Source organism: Rhodococcus sp. NKCM2511, from assembly GCF_014905595.1.
GTDB lineage: Bacteria > Actinomycetota > Actinomycetes > Mycobacteriales > Mycobacteriaceae > Rhodococcoides > Rhodococcoides fascians.
The window spans coordinates 1,606,468-1,623,597 of sequence record NZ_BNHJ02000001.1; the positions used below are offsets into that span (position 1 = coordinate 1,606,468).

At 65.1% G+C, this 17,130-nt stretch carries 16 protein-coding genes; 8 read left to right on the top strand and 8 right to left on the bottom strand.

The annotated features are described in order from the left end of the window. The first annotated feature begins 244 nt into the window (after positions 1-244). Positions 245-535, top strand: a complete 291-nt coding sequence (locus tag JLZ96_RS07270; protein ID WP_027496010.1) for a chorismate mutase — start codon at positions 245-247, stop codon at positions 533-535. A 44-nt stretch (positions 536-579) separates the two neighbouring features. On the opposite strand, the gene JLZ96_RS07275 is transcribed toward JLZ96_RS07270, so the two are convergent. Then, a complete protein-coding gene (locus JLZ96_RS07275) occupies positions 580-2,031 on the bottom strand; it encodes an NAD-dependent succinate-semialdehyde dehydrogenase (RefSeq protein ID WP_027496009.1) in 1,452 nt (483 codons plus the stop codon). Positions 2,032-2,114: 83 nt separating this feature from the next. Here JLZ96_RS07275 and pgi point away from each other — a divergent pair, with 83 nt between their 5' ends. Both pgi and JLZ96_RS07285 read left to right on the top strand, forming a co-directional pair. Then, the gene (gene pgi, locus JLZ96_RS07280) at positions 2,115-3,764 is read left to right on the top strand and encodes a glucose-6-phosphate isomerase (protein ID WP_201009751.1); all 1,650 of its coding nucleotides are present in this window, start codon (positions 2,115-2,117) and stop codon (positions 3,762-3,764) included. Between the two features lie 139 nt (positions 3,765-3,903). Next, positions 3,904-4,914: a hypothetical protein gene (locus JLZ96_RS07285; RefSeq protein ID WP_201009752.1), complete on the top strand. Its 1,011-nt coding sequence runs from the start codon at positions 3,904-3,906 to the stop codon at positions 4,912-4,914. 10 nt (positions 4,915-4,924) lie between these two features. Here JLZ96_RS07285 and JLZ96_RS07290 read toward each other — a convergent pair whose 3' ends face one another. Continuing rightward, complete coding sequence (locus JLZ96_RS07290; RefSeq protein WP_201009753.1) at positions 4,925-6,541, bottom strand: acyl-CoA dehydrogenase family protein; 1,617 nt, start codon at positions 6,539-6,541, stop codon at positions 4,925-4,927. Then, a complete protein-coding gene (locus JLZ96_RS07295) occupies positions 6,528-7,130 on the bottom strand; it encodes a TetR/AcrR family transcriptional regulator (protein WP_027496005.1) in 603 nt (200 codons plus the stop codon). Before JLZ96_RS07295 ends, JLZ96_RS07290 begins: the two co-directional genes overlap by 14 nt. A 60-nt stretch (positions 7,131-7,190) precedes the next feature. Here JLZ96_RS07295 and JLZ96_RS07300 point away from each other — a divergent pair, with 60 nt between their 5' ends. The 3 genes from JLZ96_RS07300 to JLZ96_RS07310 are packed head-to-tail and all read left to right on the top strand — an operon-like array spanning position 7,191 to position 9,470. Continuing rightward, complete coding sequence (locus tag JLZ96_RS07300) at positions 7,191-7,955, top strand: crotonase/enoyl-CoA hydratase family protein (protein WP_094714937.1); 765 nt, start codon at positions 7,191-7,193, stop codon at positions 7,953-7,955. Continuing rightward, on the top strand, positions 7,952-9,208 hold the full coding sequence (locus JLZ96_RS07305) for a hypothetical protein (RefSeq protein WP_201009754.1): 1,257 nt from the start codon (positions 7,952-7,954) through the stop codon (positions 9,206-9,208). The genes JLZ96_RS07300 and JLZ96_RS07305 overlap by 4 nt, the downstream gene beginning before the upstream one ends. Before the next feature lie 16 nt (positions 9,209-9,224). Continuing rightward, complete coding sequence (locus JLZ96_RS07310) at positions 9,225-9,470, top strand: DUF2630 family protein (RefSeq protein WP_027496002.1); 246 nt, start codon at positions 9,225-9,227, stop codon at positions 9,468-9,470. A 32-nt stretch (positions 9,471-9,502) separates the two neighbouring features. Here JLZ96_RS07310 and JLZ96_RS07315 read toward each other — a convergent pair whose 3' ends face one another. After that, positions 9,503-10,261 carry an SDR family oxidoreductase gene (locus tag JLZ96_RS07315; RefSeq protein WP_048319414.1) on the bottom strand — a complete coding sequence of 253 codons (759 nt, stop codon included), beginning with the start codon at positions 10,259-10,261 and terminating at the stop codon, positions 9,503-9,505. 29 nt (positions 10,262-10,290) lie between these two features. Here JLZ96_RS07315 and JLZ96_RS07320 point away from each other — a divergent pair, with 29 nt between their 5' ends. Next, entirely contained in the window at positions 10,291-11,721 is a 1,431-nt protein-coding gene (locus JLZ96_RS07320; RefSeq protein WP_201009755.1) for an NAD(P)/FAD-dependent oxidoreductase, read from the top strand. A 5-nt stretch (positions 11,722-11,726) separates the two neighbouring features. On the opposite strand, the gene JLZ96_RS07325 is transcribed toward JLZ96_RS07320, so the two are convergent. Continuing rightward, positions 11,727-13,133, bottom strand: coding sequence for an APC family permease (locus tag JLZ96_RS07325; protein WP_201009756.1), 1,407 nt, complete (start codon positions 13,131-13,133; stop codon positions 11,727-11,729). A gap of 90 nt (positions 13,134-13,223) precedes the next feature. Between JLZ96_RS07325 and JLZ96_RS07330 the strand changes: the two genes are divergently transcribed. Then, entirely contained in the window at positions 13,224-13,997 is a 774-nt protein-coding gene (locus tag JLZ96_RS07330) for an IclR family transcriptional regulator (RefSeq protein ID WP_228139160.1), read from the top strand. Here the strand turns inward: JLZ96_RS07330 and JLZ96_RS07335 are convergent. Genes JLZ96_RS07335 through JLZ96_RS07345 form a run of 3 tightly spaced genes read right to left on the bottom strand, consistent with a single transcriptional unit; the run spans position 13,985 to position 17,106 of the window. Beyond that, positions 13,985-14,974, bottom strand: a complete 990-nt coding sequence (locus JLZ96_RS07335) for a D-glycerate dehydrogenase (RefSeq protein ID WP_201009757.1) — start codon at positions 14,972-14,974, stop codon at positions 13,985-13,987. The genes JLZ96_RS07330 and JLZ96_RS07335 overlap by 13 nt on opposite strands. After that, positions 14,971-15,894 carry a hydroxymethylglutaryl-CoA lyase gene (locus JLZ96_RS07340; RefSeq protein ID WP_201009758.1) on the bottom strand — a complete coding sequence of 308 codons (924 nt, stop codon included), beginning with the start codon at positions 15,892-15,894 and terminating at the stop codon, positions 14,971-14,973. Before JLZ96_RS07340 ends, JLZ96_RS07335 begins: the two co-directional genes overlap by 4 nt. Next, positions 15,895-17,106 carry a CaiB/BaiF CoA-transferase family protein gene (locus tag JLZ96_RS07345; RefSeq protein ID WP_032365946.1) on the bottom strand — a complete coding sequence of 404 codons (1,212 nt, stop codon included), beginning with the start codon at positions 17,104-17,106 and terminating at the stop codon, positions 15,895-15,897. It lies immediately after the preceding gene. Positions 17,107-17,130: the final 24 nt, after the last annotated feature.

Below are 17,130 nucleotides of genomic sequence, written 5' to 3' on the forward strand. Positions count from 1 at the left end.
CCGTGGCACACTGGATCGGTGATCGAAAAAGTCGTGCGTCATCGCTTGCGTCGGATCGGCCACTGCGCAGCCGGACGAGCGGGAGCCTGTCGACAGTCGTAACGCCCCAGCTTTCCCGGCGGGAATCTCGTCGATCTCGGTCCTTCGAGACGAAACCCAGCCGACAGCCGCTGCAGTTCCGAATACGAAAGGCGTAACGGTGCCGGACGACGCAACGATCCAAGATGTGACCCGAGGAGAGACGATGGCTATGACGACGAAGATCGATTCAGAGACTGCATTGCCTTCCAGCGAAGCCGAGATCAACGACCTGCGTCAGGAGATCGACCGTCTCGACGCCGAGATCCTCGCGGCAGTGCGGCGTCGCTCCGAGGTCTCGCAGATCATCGGACGCACCCGCATGGCGTCCGGCGGCCCGCGCCTCGTGCACAGCCGTGAGATGAAAGTTCTCGAGCGCTTCAGCAGCCTCGGTCAGGAAGGCCACACGCTGGCCATGCTCCTGCTGCGCCTCGGCCGCGGTCGCCTCGGCCACTGACCGAACCCCGGTTGGGCGCGCAGGATGCACGCCCAACCGATGCTCTACTTCAGAGCGATGTACTTGGTCTCGAGGTATTCCTCGATTCCCTCGGATCCGCCCTCACGGCCGAATCCGGATTCTTTGACTCCGCCGAACGGTGCTGCCGCGTCCGAGATCACTCCGCGGTTGACACCCACCATGCCGCTGTCGATCGCGTCGGCCACCCGTAGCGCACGGTCCAGGCTCTCGGTGTAGATGTACGACGCTAATCCGTACTCGGTGGCGTTGGCTGCGTCGATTCCTTCCTGTTCGGTGTCGAATCCGACGATCGGGGCCACCGGGCCGAACACTTCTTCCTTCAGAATGCGGGCCGACGTCGGCATGTCGGTGAGTACGGTCGCCGGGTAGAAATAGCCGTCGCCACCCGGTGCGCTACCGCCGAGCGCTACCGTCGCACCCTTCTCCACTGCATCGTCGACGAGCTCCTGCACGGTCTCGAGCTGGTCTGCGTTGATCAGCGGTCCGAGCTTGGTGTCGGGGTCGACGCCGGGTCCGAGCTTCATCTCGGACATCTTCGCCACCAACTTGGTGGTGAATTCCTCACGCACGCTGTTGTGCACGTGCAGACGGTTCGCCGCCGTGCAGGCCTCGCCGCCGTTGCGCATCTTCGCCAGCATCGCGCCGTCCACCGCGTCGTCGATGTTCGCGTCGTCGAACACGACGAACGGGGCATTGCCACCGAGTTCCATCGACGTCCGCAGCAACCTCGTCGCGGACTTCTCGACTAGCGATTTGCCGACGCCGGTGGATCCGGTGAAGGTGAGTTTGCGGAGCCTCGGGTCTTCGAGCAGCGGCCCGGTGACGTCGCCGGACTTCGAGGTCGTCAGCACCGAGAGCACGCCCTCCGGTAGACCCACCTCGTCGAAGATCTGCGCGAGCAGCAGCATCGTCAGCGGGGTCTCTCGTGCCGGCTTGACCACGATTGTGCAGCCGGCGGCCAGGGCAGGGCCGATCTTCCTGGTGCCCATCGCCAACGGGAAATTCCACGGGGTGATCGCCAGTACCGGGCCGACCGGAGCCTTGGTCACGAGAATGCGGCCGTTGCCCGCCGGGGCCGGGGTGTAGCGACCACCGATGCGCACCGCTTCCTCGGCGAACCACCGGAAGAACTCCGCACCGTATTTCACCTCGGCCTTCGACTCTGCAAGGGCCTTGCCCATCTCCAGGGTCATCAGCAGCGCGATGTCGTCGGCACGTTCGGTGACCTTCTCGAACGCCGCTCGAAGAATTTCACTGCGTTCGCGGGCAGGTGTTGCCGCCCAGCTCTTCTGCGCCGCAGCAGCCGCGTCGAGGGCCTTCATCGCGTCGGCCGGGGATGCGTCGGCCACGTCGGTCAACGGCTTACCTGTAGCGGGATCGTTCACCGGGAACGTCTTACCGCCCTCGGCGTCGACGGCCTTGCCGCCGATCCACAGTTTTGCCGGAATCGATTCGATCAATGCACGTTGGTCCATACCGTCCATGATGCCTCCGCAGTGCCCGTCGCAAACGACAAACGACGCGCGCGCGGCACCGGCCCGCATTACTGTTGGATCGTATGAGCGTCGATATCACCGGCACGGATGCCTGGCAGAAACTGACCGATCACCACTCCGAGATTGCCGATACTCATCTCCGAACTCTGTTCGCCGATGACGCCGACCGAGGGCGCACCTTCACCCTCGCCGCCGCGGATCTTCACATCGACTACAGCAAGCACCGCGTCACCAGCGAGACTCTCGCCCTGCTGATCGAACTGGCCCGCACCGCAGACGTCGAAGGCAAGCGCGACGCCATGTTCGCAGGCGAACACATCAACACCTCCGAGGATCGCGCTGTTCTGCACACCGCGCTGCGCCTTCCCGCCGACGCGTCGTTGACCGTCGACGGCCAGGACGTCGTCGCCGATGTACACGAAGTCCTCACGGCCATGGGCGAATTCACCGATCGCGTGCGTTCGGGCGAATGGGTCGGTGCCACCGGCGAGAAGATCTCCACCGTCGTCAACATCGGTATCGGTGGATCCGATCTGGGCCCGGTCATGGTCTACAACGCACTCCGTCACTACGCCGACGCGGGGATCTCGGCGAAGTTCGTCTCGAACGTCGACCCCGCGGATCTGGTCGGCGCACTCGACGGACTCGACCCGGCGTCGACGCTGTTCATCATCGCCTCCAAGACGTTCTCCACCCTCGAGACGCTGACCAACGCCACCGCGGCCCGTCGATGGCTCGTCGACGCACTCGGTGAGGACGCCGTCGCCAAGCACTTTGTCGCCGTGTCCACCAACGCCGAACGCGTCGCGGACTTCGGCATCGACACCGACAACATGTTCGGCTTCTGGGACTGGGTGGGCGGACGCTATTCCGTGGACTCGGCAATCGGACTGTCGGTCATGGCCGTCGTCGGCAAAGAGGCGTTCGCCGAATTCCTCGACGGTTTCCATCGGATCGACGAGCACTTCCGGTTGACGCCTCTCGCCGAGAACGCACCGGTTCTGCTCGGCCTCATCGGCCTGTGGTACAGCAACTTCTTCGGCGCGGAAACCCGTGCAGTGCTGCCGTATTCGAACGACCTCTCCCGTTTCGCGGCCTACCTGCAGCAGCTGACCATGGAGTCCAACGGCAAGTCCGTCAAGGCCGACGGCTCACCCGTCACCACCTCCACCGGCGAAATCTTCTGGGGCGAACCGGGCACCAACGGACAGCATGCCTTCTACCAATTGCTGCACCAGGGAACACGTTTGGTGCCCGCCGACTTCATCGGCTTCGCCGAGCCCACCGACGATCTGCCCACCCGCGACGGCAGCGGCTCGATGCACGACCTGCTGATGAGCAACTTCTTCGCCCAGACCAAGGTGCTCGCTTTCGGCAAGACGGCCGAGGAGATCGCCGCCGAGGACACACCGGAAGATGTGGTGCCGCACAAGGTGATGCCGGGCAACCGACCGTCCACCTCGATCCTCGCCCCCAAACTCACCCCGTCCGTCGTCGGACAATTGATCGCCCTGTACGAACACCAGGTCTTCGTCGAAGGCGTCATCTGGGGCGTCGACTCCTACGACCAGTGGGGCGTCGAACTCGGCAAGACCCAGGCACTCGAACTGACCCCGGTACTCACCGACGCCGAAGCCCCTGCCGTGCAATCGGATTCCTCGACCGACGCCCTGGTGCGCTGGTACCGCGATCAGCGGGGTCGCGCGAAGTAGGTCGGTCGGCCTGAGGTCGGTCGGTGGATCTACGGCCCTGGTAGGAATCTACGCACCCTGCAGGCGGTGCGGATTCCTGGACGGGCCGTAGATTGCCGCTCGGCGGATCCAAACAGGTCGGTCGTGCGTCCAATCGAGCATGAACTTCGACCAACGTGGGCTCTTCACCCGTGCCGACGCGCTCACGTCGGGCTTCACCGATGACGACCTTCGCCGGGCACGCGCACACAAGTCCATCGTTGCAATCCGTAGAGGCTGGTTCGTTCGAGGGGATGTGTTCGCAACACTGAACTCTGCGCAGCAGCATGCACTCTTGGCGCAGGCGACCTATACCGATTCCGGCGACGACGTCGTACTCAGCCACGTATCCGCAGCAGTGGTTCTCGGACTCGACGTGTGGAAGTTGCCGCTCGACACGGTGACGATGACCAACCGTCGCGGCCACTCGGGCAAGCGCAGTCGACGCCGGTTCCTCCACGGCACCGATCTACTGGACGACGAGTGGCTTCATCTCGACGGTATGCGTGTCACAGGCCCAGCGCGCACAGTCGTCGACGTCGCCAGGACTCATCCACTCGAGGTTGCGGTGTGTCTCGGTGATCGGGCATTGCGCCACGGCCTCACCACGATCGAGGAACTCGAGAAGTATTGCGACGCAGCGCAACACCGAAGTGGTGCCGGACGCGCCAGACGTGCTGTCAGCGCGATGAGTGCGCGCAGCGACAGTGTCGGCGAAAGTCGATCGCGACTGATCCTGCAGACAGTGTCGACTCCGCTGTCCAATCAGACGATCTTCGACGAAGGCGGTCGACGCATCGCCCGTACCGACTTCCTGTTTCCCGACCTGGCCGAGGTGATCGCCGAGTTCGACGGGGAAGACAAGTACGGTCCGCAGCCACGGCAAGCAATCATCGCGGAGAAGAATCGCCACAACCGGCTCGCCGAGCAAGGCAGGACCGTCTTCAGATTCGACTGGCGGGACTTGTCGACTCCGCACGTCATCGTCGACCGGCTTGATGCTGCCTATCGGCGCGCGTTGCTCCTCGGCCCGCCGAGTGGACGGTACGCCGAGCTACCCCTCCCCACAGCTACGGCGCTCGTAGGAATATGCGCACCCTACAGGCGGTGCGAATTCCCACGAGGGGCGTAGATCCGCCGCATCACACCCGAGTCAACACAGCTGAGGTATCGACTCCGACGGGCAGGGTGCCGAAGGCAATGCCCCAGTCTCGGTCGAGTCGACTGGCGCAGAAAGCATCGGCAACAGCGGAATTCCCGTGCATCACCAGCTGCGCACCTTGGAAGGTCAGTGCCATCAGTTCGACGACGCGGCGGGCGCGGTATTCCATGTTGGAGGTGTCGGAGAGTTCTTTCCCGACGCGGGCGATGGCGTCGTCCAGTCGAGAGTCCACACCCGACGCCTTGCCGATCTCACCGAAGAAGGCCTCGACACTGTCGGGTTGACGGGCCAGTGCGCGGAGGGAATCGAGTGCGGCGACGTTGCCCGACCCTTCCCAGATCGACATCAATGGCGATTCGCGGAACAACCGAGGCATGCCCGATTCTTCGACATAACCGTTGCCGCCCAGGCATTCGAGTGCTTCGGCCGCGTGGGCCGGTGCGCGTTTGCACACCCAGTACTTGGTGATGGCCAACGCAATTCGGCGTAGCGCGCTCTCCTGCTCGTCGCCGCGGGCGGAACCGTCGGTGGCCTGCGCCAGGCGAATCATGGCGGCGGTGGCGGCCTCGGATTCGAGGGTCAAGTCTGCCAACACGTTTCGCATCAGAGGCTGATCGATCAGTTGCGCACCGAAGGCAGCTCGGTGACGTGCGTGATGCACCGCGCGGACGGTGGCGTTGCGAATACCGGCAGCAGAGCCGATGACGCAGTCCAGCCGGGTCATGTTCACCATCTCGATGATGGTGCGCACCCCGCGGCCCTCCTCGCCGACGAGCCAGCCGGTCGCACCGTCGTACTCCAGTTCTCCCGAGGCGTTGGACTTGTTGCCGAGCTTGTCCTTCAAGCGCTGCAACATCATTCGGTTACGGGTGCCGTCGGGCAGCACCCGCGGCAACATGAAGCACGACAGCCCGCCCGGTGCCTGGGCCAAGGTGAGGAACATGTCCGACATCGGCGCAGAGGTGAACCATTTGTGGCCGACGATCGAATAGGTGCCGTCCGACGACGGGGTGGCCGTGGTGGTGTTGGCGCGAACGTCCGATCCGCCTTGCTTCTCCGTCATCGACATACCGGCGATCAGTCCGCGTTTGCTCGACGGTTCGCGCAGCCCGAAGTCGTACTCCCGGGACGCGAGCAGAGGCTCGAACTGCGCGGCGAGAGAGGGGTTGTGCCGCAACGCCGGTACGACGGCGTAGGTCATCGAGATCGGGCACATGTGGCCTGCTTCGGCCTGTCCCCATACATAGAATTTCGCGGCGCGGGCCACGTGCGCACCCACTCGGTCGTCCGTCCACGGGCTGGCGTGCAGTCCGTGCTGCACCGCGACGGTCATCAGATCATGCCAGTGCGGGTGGAATTCGACCTCGTCGACGCGATGGCCGTACCGATCGTGTGTTCTGAGCACCGGTGGGTTCTCGTTCGCGAGCCTGCCCCACTCCTGGGCCTCGACTCCGCCTGCGAGAGCGCCCAATTGACGCACCTCGTCGCGCGCCCAGCCGCCGCCGGCTCGGTCGAGACCGTCCAGCAGCGAGGCGTCGTCGGACACGTCGTAGGGCGTCAGGTCGGTCGCCTGATTGAAGACCTCATGTGTGTTCATCTCGAACTCCTAACGCACGCAACGAATAAGCGACGAGACCGGGGACCACGTCCACGGACTCGTGCGAGGACAACGGACCGACCAGCACTTCGCCGACGGCACCCACGAGCCCGGCGGCCGAGATCGCCGCGTCCTGATCGGGAATTTCCCCGGCCGCGATTCCTGCCACAATCGCGTCGGCGAACGCAGCAGTGAATTTGCGCCGGAACACCAACCGCTCGGCGTCCACTGCTGGATCGACCGGTTCGGCGAGCAGCGCGTAGGCCATCGTGCGGTTCTTCAGGGCCCGCCCGGCGAAGGTCTGCACCACCGCGGCGACTCGCTCGGATGTGCTGCCGTGTGCGGCGACGGCGACCACCGCAGCCACTTCTCGGGTGCAGACCTGCCGGAAGATCTCGACGACCAGGTCGGACTTGCCGTCGAAGTGCGTGTAGACGCTGCCCGCGGACACGCCTGCGGCCGCGGCGACCGAGGCCACCGACAGGCCCGCGTATCCCTTGGTGGACAGGACCTCGACGGCGGCAGCAAGCAGTTTCGTTCGGCCGGCATCGAGCCGGGCCTGCACTGCGGGTGTTCGCCGGTAGGGCATTGAAGGATTGAAGCACTGATTCAGTGCTTCACGCAAGGGGACTCGAGTAGGTTCGTAACCATGCCGGTACGGATCGAACGATCAGGCCCCGTCACCACCGTGGTCCTCTCACGCCCGGAGGCACGCAACGCCGTCGACGGGCCCACTGCTCAGGAACTCACCCAGGCCTTCGAGGAATTCGATGCCGACGAATCCGCGTCGGTTGCCGTGTTGTGGGGCGAAGGAGGAACCTTCTGCTCGGGTGCCGATCTGAAGGCGCTCGGCACACCCAGGTCGAACCACGCGACCGAACACGGCGACGGTCCGATGGGCCCGACGCGAATGCGGTTGTCCAAGCCGGTCATCGCCGCGGTGTCGGGATACGCCGTCGCGGGCGGGCTCGAACTCGCCCTGTGGTGCGACCTACGCATCGCGGAGGACGACGCCACGTTCGGCGTGTTCTGTCGGCGCTGGGGCGTGCCTCTGATCGACGGCGGCACAGTGCGATTGCCGCGCATCATCGGTACCGGACGAGCGATGGACATGATTCTCACCGGTCGTGCCGTGGCCGCCCAGGAGGCGTTGGACATCGGATTGGTTACCCGGGTGGTTCCGGTCGGCCGTGCCCGATCCGAGGCCGAGGCATTGGCCGCCGAACTGGCATTGCTGCCCCAGACCTGCATGCGCGAGGATCGACTGTCCGTCCTCGAGCAGGACGGCCTCGACGAGGAAGCCGCGCTGAAGAACGAGTTTCGGCACGGTGCCATCTCGATCACCGCCGACGCGCTCACCGGAGCGAGTCGGTTCGCCTCGGGCGCGGGGCGACACGGTACCCCCAGTCCGTGACCTCGACCCGCCTGTCGGTGATCGACGAAATCTTTCTCCGCACACACCGCGGGTACGGCACACCGATTGCACTGCAGGGTATTTGGCGTACTGCCGAGTCGGTGACCCAGGACGAACTCGATCGGGTACACGCTGCGCTCGAACGTGGGCAGCTGGGTCGACAGGTCGGCGTGCCTCGCATCCCCGGTGCCAGGCTCCGATGGGACGTCTGTTCCACCTCGCTGCCGCTGACGGTCGCCTCCGAGCCGGTCGACGACGCCATCGAGTGGGCCGACCACCAGGCCGATGTGCAGTTGGATCCGCAATACGGACCGGGCTGGCGGTTGACGGCAGCTCCGCTGACCGGCGGCGGTACCGTCGTATCGCTGGTGTGCTCGCATGCGCTCGCCGATGCCCGTGGGCTCATCGACGCTGCCGCACAGTCGTTTTCGGGCTCGGTAGAAACCGAACCGATCGCCTCCCCCGGTTCCGACGCAGCGGACGCTCTGCGCATGATCGTCACCGTGCTCGTGCGGTCGATCGTCGCGACCGCTCGACTGTGGGTGAGCGCGAAGGCTCGGGCCGAGCTGCGCGCGTTCACGGCATCCGACTCGAATCGCACACGCCCCCAACGTGTTCGACGGGCCTTCTCGGTGGTCGTGGACGTCGATGCAGCGCAGTGGGATTCGGCTGCCGAGCTCGGTGGTGGCTCACCCAATTCGTTGTTCGTGTGCGTCGTCGCCGCGACCATGGCAGAACTCGGCTCACCCACGGTGACCGTCGACATCCCCTTCCGCACCGGATCCGGCGACGCGAACTCGATCGGGATGGCCACCGTCGACGTTCGCGGAGACGACTCACCGGCGGCAGTGCGCGCGGCGTGCAAAGCTGCCTTCGCCGCGCCCGTCGGAGCGCCCGCGGGGTACCCACCCGAGGTTGTCCAACTGCTCCCCCACCGCCTTGCGGCGAAGTTGACCTCGACGCCGGGGCGCGGAGAAGTGTTGTGCTCCAACATCGGCGACATTCCGCATGCGCTGACGACCCTCGGGCCGCATCGATCCTGCGGTCTGGCCACCCGCGCGATCCACCCCGCACCGACGGGACCGATCCCGCTGTCGACGATCAGGCTGTCGACCTACCTGTCCCGGATGGACGGGCGCTACACACTCTCCCTGGTGTGCACCGACGACGCGCTGGTCGGATCGGCGGCAGAGCTCACCGCAGCGGTGCACCGCGCTCTGGCGCGGCGAAACCTGGCCGGTACACCCTGGTAGGTCTACCGTTGCAGCCATGAACGAGCACGATATCCACACCAAGATTCAGCAGCTGATCGCCACCGAGCACAAGCTGCGCACCGACACCCAGGCCGGGGAGATCGACCCCGACACCGAGAAGGCGCAGCTCGCGTCACTCGAACACGCTCTCGATCAGTGCTGGGACCTGCTCCGGCAGCGCCGCGCACGCATCGACGCAGGCAAGGACCCCGACTCCGCGACGGCCAACAGCGTCAACCAGGTCGAGGGATACCTGCAGTAGTTCCGGTCATTCCCCAAGCTCCACTCCTGCGCTCAGACCATTCGATCCGTCAGCACGTTCGGCAGGAACCGCAGCGCCGCGTCGATGCCTCGCCATTTCAGGCCGGGCAGCGCGGCGCGGCGCGTTTCGCTCTCGATGGCCCGGACCATCGCGGTGACGCCTTCGTCCAGAGTGGCTGTGAGAGCAGCACTGTCGCCTGCGCCGGCCGACATGTCGGTGGCGATGAAACCCGGCAGAAGCGTCGTGACGACGATGTCGGTGCGAGCCAATTCGGTGGCCAACGATTCGCCCAGAGAGGCCACCGCCGCTTTGCTGGCCGAGTAGGTCGCCTTGGCACCGGGCAGACCCCGATCGGCGCTGATGGACGAGACGAACACCAGGTGCCCGTGCTTCTGGGCCCGGAATATCGCCAACGCAGCCTCGGCCTGCGACAGCGCACCGACGAAATTGGTGCGCGCGGTCTGCAGATTGGCGTCCGAGCGACCGGATCCGATCTTCGCACCCTTGCCGAGTCCGGCATTGACGACAACTCGATCCAGGCCGCCCAACTCGTCGCGCAGTTCGCCGAACACCGTCACCACGGCATCGTGATCGGTGACGTCGAGGGCGCGTACCGCCACGGTGATCCCGGGATGCTGCGTCATCAGTTCGGAACGAAGCTCGTCGAGCCGCTCGACCCGTCGCGCACAGAGAGCGAGATCCCGGCCCATGGCCGCGAAGCGGCGCGCCATCTCCTCACCGAGTCCTGAACTCGCGCCGGTGATCAGAATCTTGCTCCGAGTGGTCGCCATAAGCGGGGAGCCTATGTCACTGTGGAGCAATGGCCCCAGAGAGCTCGGAATTCGATGTGATCGTCATCGGCGGAGGACCCGTCGGTGAGAATGCCGCGCAGTACGCGATACAAGGCAGCAGCCGCACCGCCGCCATCGTCGAACACGAACTCGTCGGCGGCGAATGCTCGTACTGGGCATGCATGCCCAGCAAGGCGCTCCTGCGGCCGAGCGAGGTGCTCGATACCGCCCGAAACATGCCGGGTGTGAAAGAACTGGTCGGCGATCAGCCCCTCGACGCCGACGCCGTATTGGCCCGACGCGAATCCTTCACTCACGGCCTCGACGACTCGTCGCAGGTGTCGTGGGCCGAGTCCGCGGGCATCTCGGTGATCCGGGGCCACGGACGGCTCAGCGGGGTCAAGACCGTCGAGGTCGACGGCAGAACGCTCACGGCCCGGCACGCAGTGGTTCTGGCCACCGGCACCACCGCGTCGGTACCGAACACGCCTGGCCTTCGCGACGCCCGACCGTGGATCTCCCGCGACGCCACGAACATTCACGAGACCCCCGGCCACGTGGCCATCATCGGCGGCGGTGTCGTGGCGAGCGAGGCAGCGACGTGGCTGCTGTCCCTGGGGGCGAAAGTCACGATGATCGTGCGCGGCTCGTCCCTGCTGGCCGGCTCCGAGCCGTTCGCCGGGCAGCTCGTCGCCGATGCACTGAAACAACGCGGCGCAACGATCATGCTCGACGCGTCCCTGACGGCTGTGTCGCGACAAGATCCCGCCGACACCGGCGTCGGCCGAATCCACGGTGGTCCGGTCACTCTCACGGTCGGCGGCGAGGACCTCGTCGTGGACGAGGTGCTGGTCGCGGCGGGCCGCTCCCCGGCGAGCTCGGATCTGGGACTGTCCACCGTCGGTCTTCCCGACGGCAGATACGTCGACGTCGACGACCACCTCACTGTGGGGGACCACGACTGGCTCTATGCCGTCGGCGATCTCAACGGCCGGGCACCGTTGACGCACATGGGCAAGTATCAGGGACGGGTGGCCGGTGACGTCATCGCCGCCCGGGCCGAGGGAAAGCCGCTCGATCACAGAAAGTTTCGCGCCACCGCCGACCACGGACAGATTCCCCAGGTCGTGTTCACGCCCCTCGAGGTCGCCTCGGTCGGGCTCACCGAGGCCAAGGCGCGCGAAGCCGGTATCGACGTCGAGATCGCGGCCCAGGACATCGCCGTCGCGGGTTCCTCCCTACAGCAGGACGACTATTCGGGTCGTGCGCAGTTGGTGATCGACAGGGCCACCGACACTCTCGTCGGGGCGACCTTCGTCGGTCCGGGTGTGGCCGAGTTGGTACACGCGGCCACCGTTGCCGTGGTCGGGAAGGTATCGCTCGACGATCTGTGGCATGCGGTGCCGTCGTATCCGACGGTCAGCGAAATCTGGCTCCGACTACTCGAATCGCGCCGGTGACAGGTTCAGCTCCGCGCATATGCCGCAGCTATGCCGGCGTAAGTTGTCGGGTCGGTTCGCCTCAGGCGTAGAGCCACCAGGACTCCGAGGATCGCTGCGAAGATGAGCACGACCGGTACCGCGTTGACGACGGCAGAATCGGATCCGGTGAGCACGCTGTAATGCGTTCCGGCGAGAATCAATCCGGTCGTGAACCCGAGAAATCCGATGCCCGGGGCAATCGCGGTGCGCCACACGGATCGATCGGGATGGCCGATGAAGAACACGACCACCGACAGTGCCGCGGCGGCCTGCAGCGCAATGACACCCAGAGTGCCGAGGCCGATGGCACCGGCCGCATAACTCAGGTAGGGGTCGGCACCGGCCACCGCGAAGCCCGTCAGCGATACCGCTGCTACCACCGATGCGGTGATGCTCCCGATATGCGGGCTCGCGTGCCGCGGGTGAATTCGGCCGAGCCACACCGGAAGTACCCGCTCACGCCCCAGCGCGAACAGATAACGACTGGCGGCGTTGTGCACCGCCAGATACGACGCGAGCACGCTGGTGCACAGCAGCACTGCGGTTCCGTCGTACAGCACTGTTCCGCCGTACTCACGCGCCAGCGTGAACAGTAGGTTGCCCAGTTCGGTCTGGGCCAGCGCCGGAGCGTCGACGCCGCCTGCCGCACCGACGACGATCCAGCTCGTCGAGACGTAGAAGACCGCGATGATCGACACCGCAATGAACGTCGCACGCGGGATACTTCGCCGCGGGTCCTTGGTCTCCTCCCCGTACAACGCTGCGGACTCGAACCCGATGAAGCTCGAGAAGGCGAACATCATGGCAATACCGAGCGAACCGGAGAACACCTGAGTGGGTGTGAACGACTCCAGTGGCACTGCGGCAGCACCCTTCTGCACGACGACCAAGCCGTCGAACACCACCAGAAAAGCGAACTCCAGCACCATCAGTGTCCCCAAGACCTTGGCGGAGAGGTCGGCATTTCGGAACCCGAGAATTGCCACGATCACCACGGCAACGCCGGTGAAGACGTACCACGGAATATCGATGCCCGAATCGGCGAAGACCAGATGGGTGAAATAGCCGAATGCTCCCGAAAGCCCGCACGCAAGTGACGTATATGCGACAACTGCGACATACGCGGCAGCAATTCCGGGCGGTTTACCCAACGCGAGACCGATGTAGGTGTAGAACGCCCCGGTACTGTAGACCTGCTGCGCGATCGCCGCGAACCCGACCGAGAAGCAGAGCAGCACAACGGAACTGATCGCGTACGCGGCAGGCAATCCCGCCCCGTTTCCGCGAATCAAGGCCAGTGGCACATTACCGATCATGGCCGCCATCGGTGCTGCGGCAGCAACCACCAGAAATACCACTCGCCCGGTGGTCAGAGTACGTCGCTCGGACATCGTTGGGACGCTACCCGTACTGGGAGCACAATGCTGACACCGAACGCGATCACTCGGGTCGTCTCCCGCGTTGCCGAGTAGATTGGTCGAGTGACCGAGAATTCGCCGAAGCAGCAGCCGCTTCTCGTGCTGGGCAAGATCACCGAGATTCTCGATGCGTTCTCGTTCGATCGCCCGGCCATGACGCTGGGCGAGATTCAGCAGAGCACCGGGCTGCCCACCTCGACGGTGCAGCGTCTGGTCACCAACCTGGTTCAACAGGGCTTTCTGGATCGAGGCGGCGATCGCATCCGCATCGGGGTGCGGATGGCGTACTGGGCCGCGACGGCGACCAAGGATCTCGACGTGTTGTCGGTCGTCAACCCGATCCTCAAGGACATGCGCGATCTGACGACCGAGACCGCGTGCTTCTTTCGGCCCGAGCAGAACTACCGTGTATGCGTGGCCATTGCCGAGACGCGGCATGCGTTGCGACGAGACATGTACGTCGGCAAGGTCATTCCGCTCAGCGCAGGATCGGCCAGCCGTGTCCTACTGGCCTGGGACTCGGAACTGGCAGAGCGTGTTCTGTCCCGCGAACTCGAATCGCTGACCGAGCAGACGGTGACCGAGGCCGAGACGATGCGGGAACTGTTGGCGCAGACAAGGTCCGACGGCTACGCGATCACCACCGGTGAGCGCGAGACCGGCGCATCGGGGCTGTCCGCTCCGGTGTTCGATTCGGCCTCGGACATCGTCGGTGCCGTCACCATCAGCGGCCCGACATTACGGATGCCGCAGTCGCAGTGCGAGGCCTGGGTGGACCTGCTGATCTCGCATGCCGAACAGATCACCCGGACCCTCGGCGGCCGCTACCCCGCGTGACCCCAGGCCTCGGGATTGACCGGGTGCGGCGGGAGCTCACCGCGCAGCATCGCCACGGCATTGGTGGCGCACAGGCGCGCCATCTCCGAGCGCACCGAGACCGTCGCGCTGCCCACGTGCGGTAGGAGCACGGTATTGGACAGTTCGGCCAGGCCCGGTTCGAGCGCAGGTTCGCGTTCGTAGACGTCCAATCCTGCTGCAGCGATCGATTTCTCACGTAGAGCAATCACCAGCGCTGCCTCGTCGACCACTGGCCCACGGGCGGTATTGATCAGAATCGCCGACGGCTTCATGGCCTCGAACACGGCAGCATCGACCAGATGCCGGGTGGAGTCCGACAACGGGACGTGCAGCGACAGAAAGTCACTCGTTGCGACGATCTCGTCCCACGCCGCATGTTCGACGCGGCCGGCGAACTCACCGAGTTCGTCGTCGGAGACCTCTCGGTCGCCGGGCGGCCGGGGGCAGAACTTCACCGTCATGCCGAAACCCAGTGCCCGCCGAGCGGTGGCCCGAGCGATACGACCGAAACCGGCAAGGCCGAGCACACGGCCCGAGACATCGCTGCCCAGCAACAGTTCGGGCTCCCACCCGGTGAAGGATCCGGACCGAACGAAGGCATCGGCCTCGACGGCGCGGCGGGCCGTGGACAGAATGAGGAGCATCGCGATGTCTGCGGTCGAATCCGTCAGCACACCTGGAGTGTTCGCGGCGGTGATTCCGTAGCGTGTGGCGGCCGCGATGTCGATGTTGTCGAATCCGACGGCATAGTTGGATATCCCGACGAGTGATGCCGAGGCCAGCAGCTTCGCATCGAACCGGTCGCGTAGCTGGGAGACCACGACGGAGTAATCCCCCGAGGCGCATGCCTCGACCAACTGCTCGTGGTCCAACTCGCGGAGGTCGACCTCGCCGGCGGCCCGCAGAATGTCCATGCCGGGAGCCGGGATTTCCGACGTGACGAGAATGCGGCTCATACGACCCACTCGAACACGTGCGCCTCGGACCTGGCACCCTGCACGGTTTTCGATCGCATGGGCTCCTCCAGTTCGGCCAGCAGGCCCTCCGACAGAGAGACCATGCGTGCCAGCGTCTTCGGCTCGAACCAGTCCGGCCTCGTCGCGAAGAGAATGTCCTCGGACGAGGTGTTGCCACTGGCACCGGGGGCGAAGGGGCAGCCGCCCAGTCCGCCGAGCGAACCGTCGACCATCGCGGCTCCGGCCGAGATGGCGGCCAGAGTGTTCGCGACGCCCAGACCCCACGTGTCGTGACCGTGGAACACCACCCGGCGGTCCGGAGTTTCCGCGCGTACCCGTGAGATCAGCGACGACACCTGAACCGGTACTGCCTGTCCGAGGGTGTCGCAGATGACAATATCCGTTGCGCCCGTGGCTCGTTCGTCGTTGGCGATCTCGATGACCCGATCGGGCGGTACCTGTCCCTCGAAAGGACAGGTGAACGACGTTGCGATACACAGCTCGATCTGTCCGCCCACCGAGCGGGTGATGTCGACGGCATCGGGCATCGCGGCCAGCGATACCTCGGTGGTGCGCCCGATGTTGGCCTGGTTGTGCGAGTCCGACGCGGAGAAGCAGTACTGGAAGTTGCGAGCGCCTGCAGCAGCGGCCTTCTCGACGTGGCGTGGAGTGGCGACCCACACCCAGCATCGCTCGCGTTCCTCGGCGGTCAGCTCGCCGATGACCTCGAGGGTGTTGGCCATGGGCGGCACTTTGTCGCCGCGTGCCATCGAACCGATCTCGAGGGCCGGCACGCCGAGTTCGATGAGGGCCCTGACGATCTCGAGTTTGCGTTCGGTGGAGAGCATCTTGCCGGTGAGCTGCAGTCCGTCGCGCATCGTGACGTCGCGTAGCTCCGCGGTGGGGGTGAAACCGTACATCTACAGGCCCATCTCTTCGTCGGTCCGGCCGAGCAGCGTCGACAGTACTTCTCTGGTGTGCTCGCCCAGATCCGGCCCGACCGAACGGATCGGCAGGGATGCATCACCGATCACCGGGACAACTCCGACGAACCCGACGTCGGTGGGCTCTCCCTGGCCGGTGTCGACCGGAAAGTGCTGAATCATGTTGCGGGCCGCGTACTGTTCGTCGGCGACGATGTCCGCAGCGGTGTAGATCGGACCCGACGGCACCCCCGCGGCATCGAGTATCTTCAATGCCTCGGCGCGCGAACGCAATCCGGTCCAAGCCGAGATCGCGGCGTCCAGCTCGTCCCGGCGACGCCACCGGCCGGCGTTGGTCGCCAGGTCCGGATCGGCTCCCAGATCGGGACGGTCGATGGTCTCCATGTAGCGCTGGAAGATGGCGTCGCCGTTACCGGCGATGATGATCGAGTGACCGTCGTTGCACGGGTACGCATTCGAGGGCGCGATGCCCTCCATTCGGCCGCCCGTCCGTTCGCGTTCGACGCCGTACGCCAGATAATCCGGAATCAGCGACTCCATCATCGACAGAATGGATTCGTTCAAGGCCACGTCGATGGAACGCTGTTCGAGCGACAACGGGTCCGATTTCTCTGCTGCACGCTGCGTCTGTCGTTGGAACAACGCCATGACACATCCGAACGCCGCATAGAGACCGGCGATCGAGTCGCCGATCGACACACCGACCCGCACGGGCGGCCTGTCCGGATCACCGACGAGGTTGCGGAAGCCGCCGTACGCCTCTGCCACAGCGGCAAATCCGGGTCGCTGCGACATCGGACCGGTTTGCCCGAATGCCGAGATACGCGTGATGATCAGCTCCGGGTTGGCGGCACTGAGAACCTCGGGCGAGATCCCCCACTTCTCGAGTGTGCCGGGTCTGAAGTTCTCGAGCACGATGTCGCAGTGCGCGGCGAGGTCGACCACATCTTTGCGTCCCTGCTCGGTGCGCAGGTCCAGCACGATCGATTTCTTGTTCCGGTTGATCGTGCGGTACAGCATCGACGTCGTACCGGAATACAGCCGCCAATTGCGCAATTCGTCACCGGTACCCGGCCTTTCGACCTTGATCACCTCGGCACCGAAATCGGCGAGCATCCTGGCCGCCGTGGGTGCGGCGATGTAGTTGCCGAGTTCGAGAACTCGAACTCCACTGAGCGGCAATGCCATCGTGTTCCTTTCTGTATTCGCGGA

What these genes read in the sequence shown, in the direction of transcription:
- JLZ96_RS07340 (WP_201009758.1), bottom strand. Translation starts at nt 15,894, where the DNA reads ATGTACGGTTTCACCCCCACCGCGGAGCTACGCGACGTCACGATGCGC.
- JLZ96_RS07335 (WP_201009757.1), bottom strand. Translation starts at nt 14,974, where the DNA reads ATGAGCCGCATTCTCGTCACGTCGGAAATCCCGGCTCCCGGCATGGAC.
- JLZ96_RS07320 (WP_201009755.1), top strand. Translation starts at nt 10,291, where the DNA reads ATGGCCCCAGAGAGCTCGGAATTCGATGTGATCGTCATCGGCGGAGGA.
- JLZ96_RS07270 (WP_027496010.1), top strand. Translation starts at nt 245, where the DNA reads ATGGCTATGACGACGAAGATCGATTCAGAGACTGCATTGCCTTCCAGC.
- JLZ96_RS07325 (WP_201009756.1), bottom strand. Translation starts at nt 13,133, where the DNA reads ATGTCCGAGCGACGTACTCTGACCACCGGGCGAGTGGTATTTCTGGTG.
- JLZ96_RS07295 (WP_027496005.1), bottom strand. Translation starts at nt 7,130, where the DNA reads ATGCCCTACCGGCGAACACCCGCAGTGCAGGCCCGGCTCGATGCCGGC.
- pgi (WP_201009751.1), top strand. Translation starts at nt 2,115, where the DNA reads ATGAGCGTCGATATCACCGGCACGGATGCCTGGCAGAAACTGACCGAT.
- JLZ96_RS07310 (WP_027496002.1), top strand. Translation starts at nt 9,225, where the DNA reads ATGAACGAGCACGATATCCACACCAAGATTCAGCAGCTGATCGCCACC.
- JLZ96_RS07285 (WP_201009752.1), top strand. Translation starts at nt 3,904, where the DNA reads ATGAACTTCGACCAACGTGGGCTCTTCACCCGTGCCGACGCGCTCACG.
- JLZ96_RS07345 (WP_032365946.1), bottom strand. Translation starts at nt 17,106, where the DNA reads ATGGCATTGCCGCTCAGTGGAGTTCGAGTTCTCGAACTCGGCAACTAC.
- JLZ96_RS07300 (WP_094714937.1), top strand. Translation starts at nt 7,191, where the DNA reads ATGCCGGTACGGATCGAACGATCAGGCCCCGTCACCACCGTGGTCCTC.
- JLZ96_RS07315 (WP_048319414.1), bottom strand. Translation starts at nt 10,261, where the DNA reads ATGGCGACCACTCGGAGCAAGATTCTGATCACCGGCGCGAGTTCAGGA.
- JLZ96_RS07290 (WP_201009753.1), bottom strand. Translation starts at nt 6,541, where the DNA reads ATGAACACACATGAGGTCTTCAATCAGGCGACCGACCTGACGCCCTAC.
- JLZ96_RS07275 (WP_027496009.1), bottom strand. Translation starts at nt 2,031, where the DNA reads ATGGACCAACGTGCATTGATCGAATCGATTCCGGCAAAACTGTGGATC.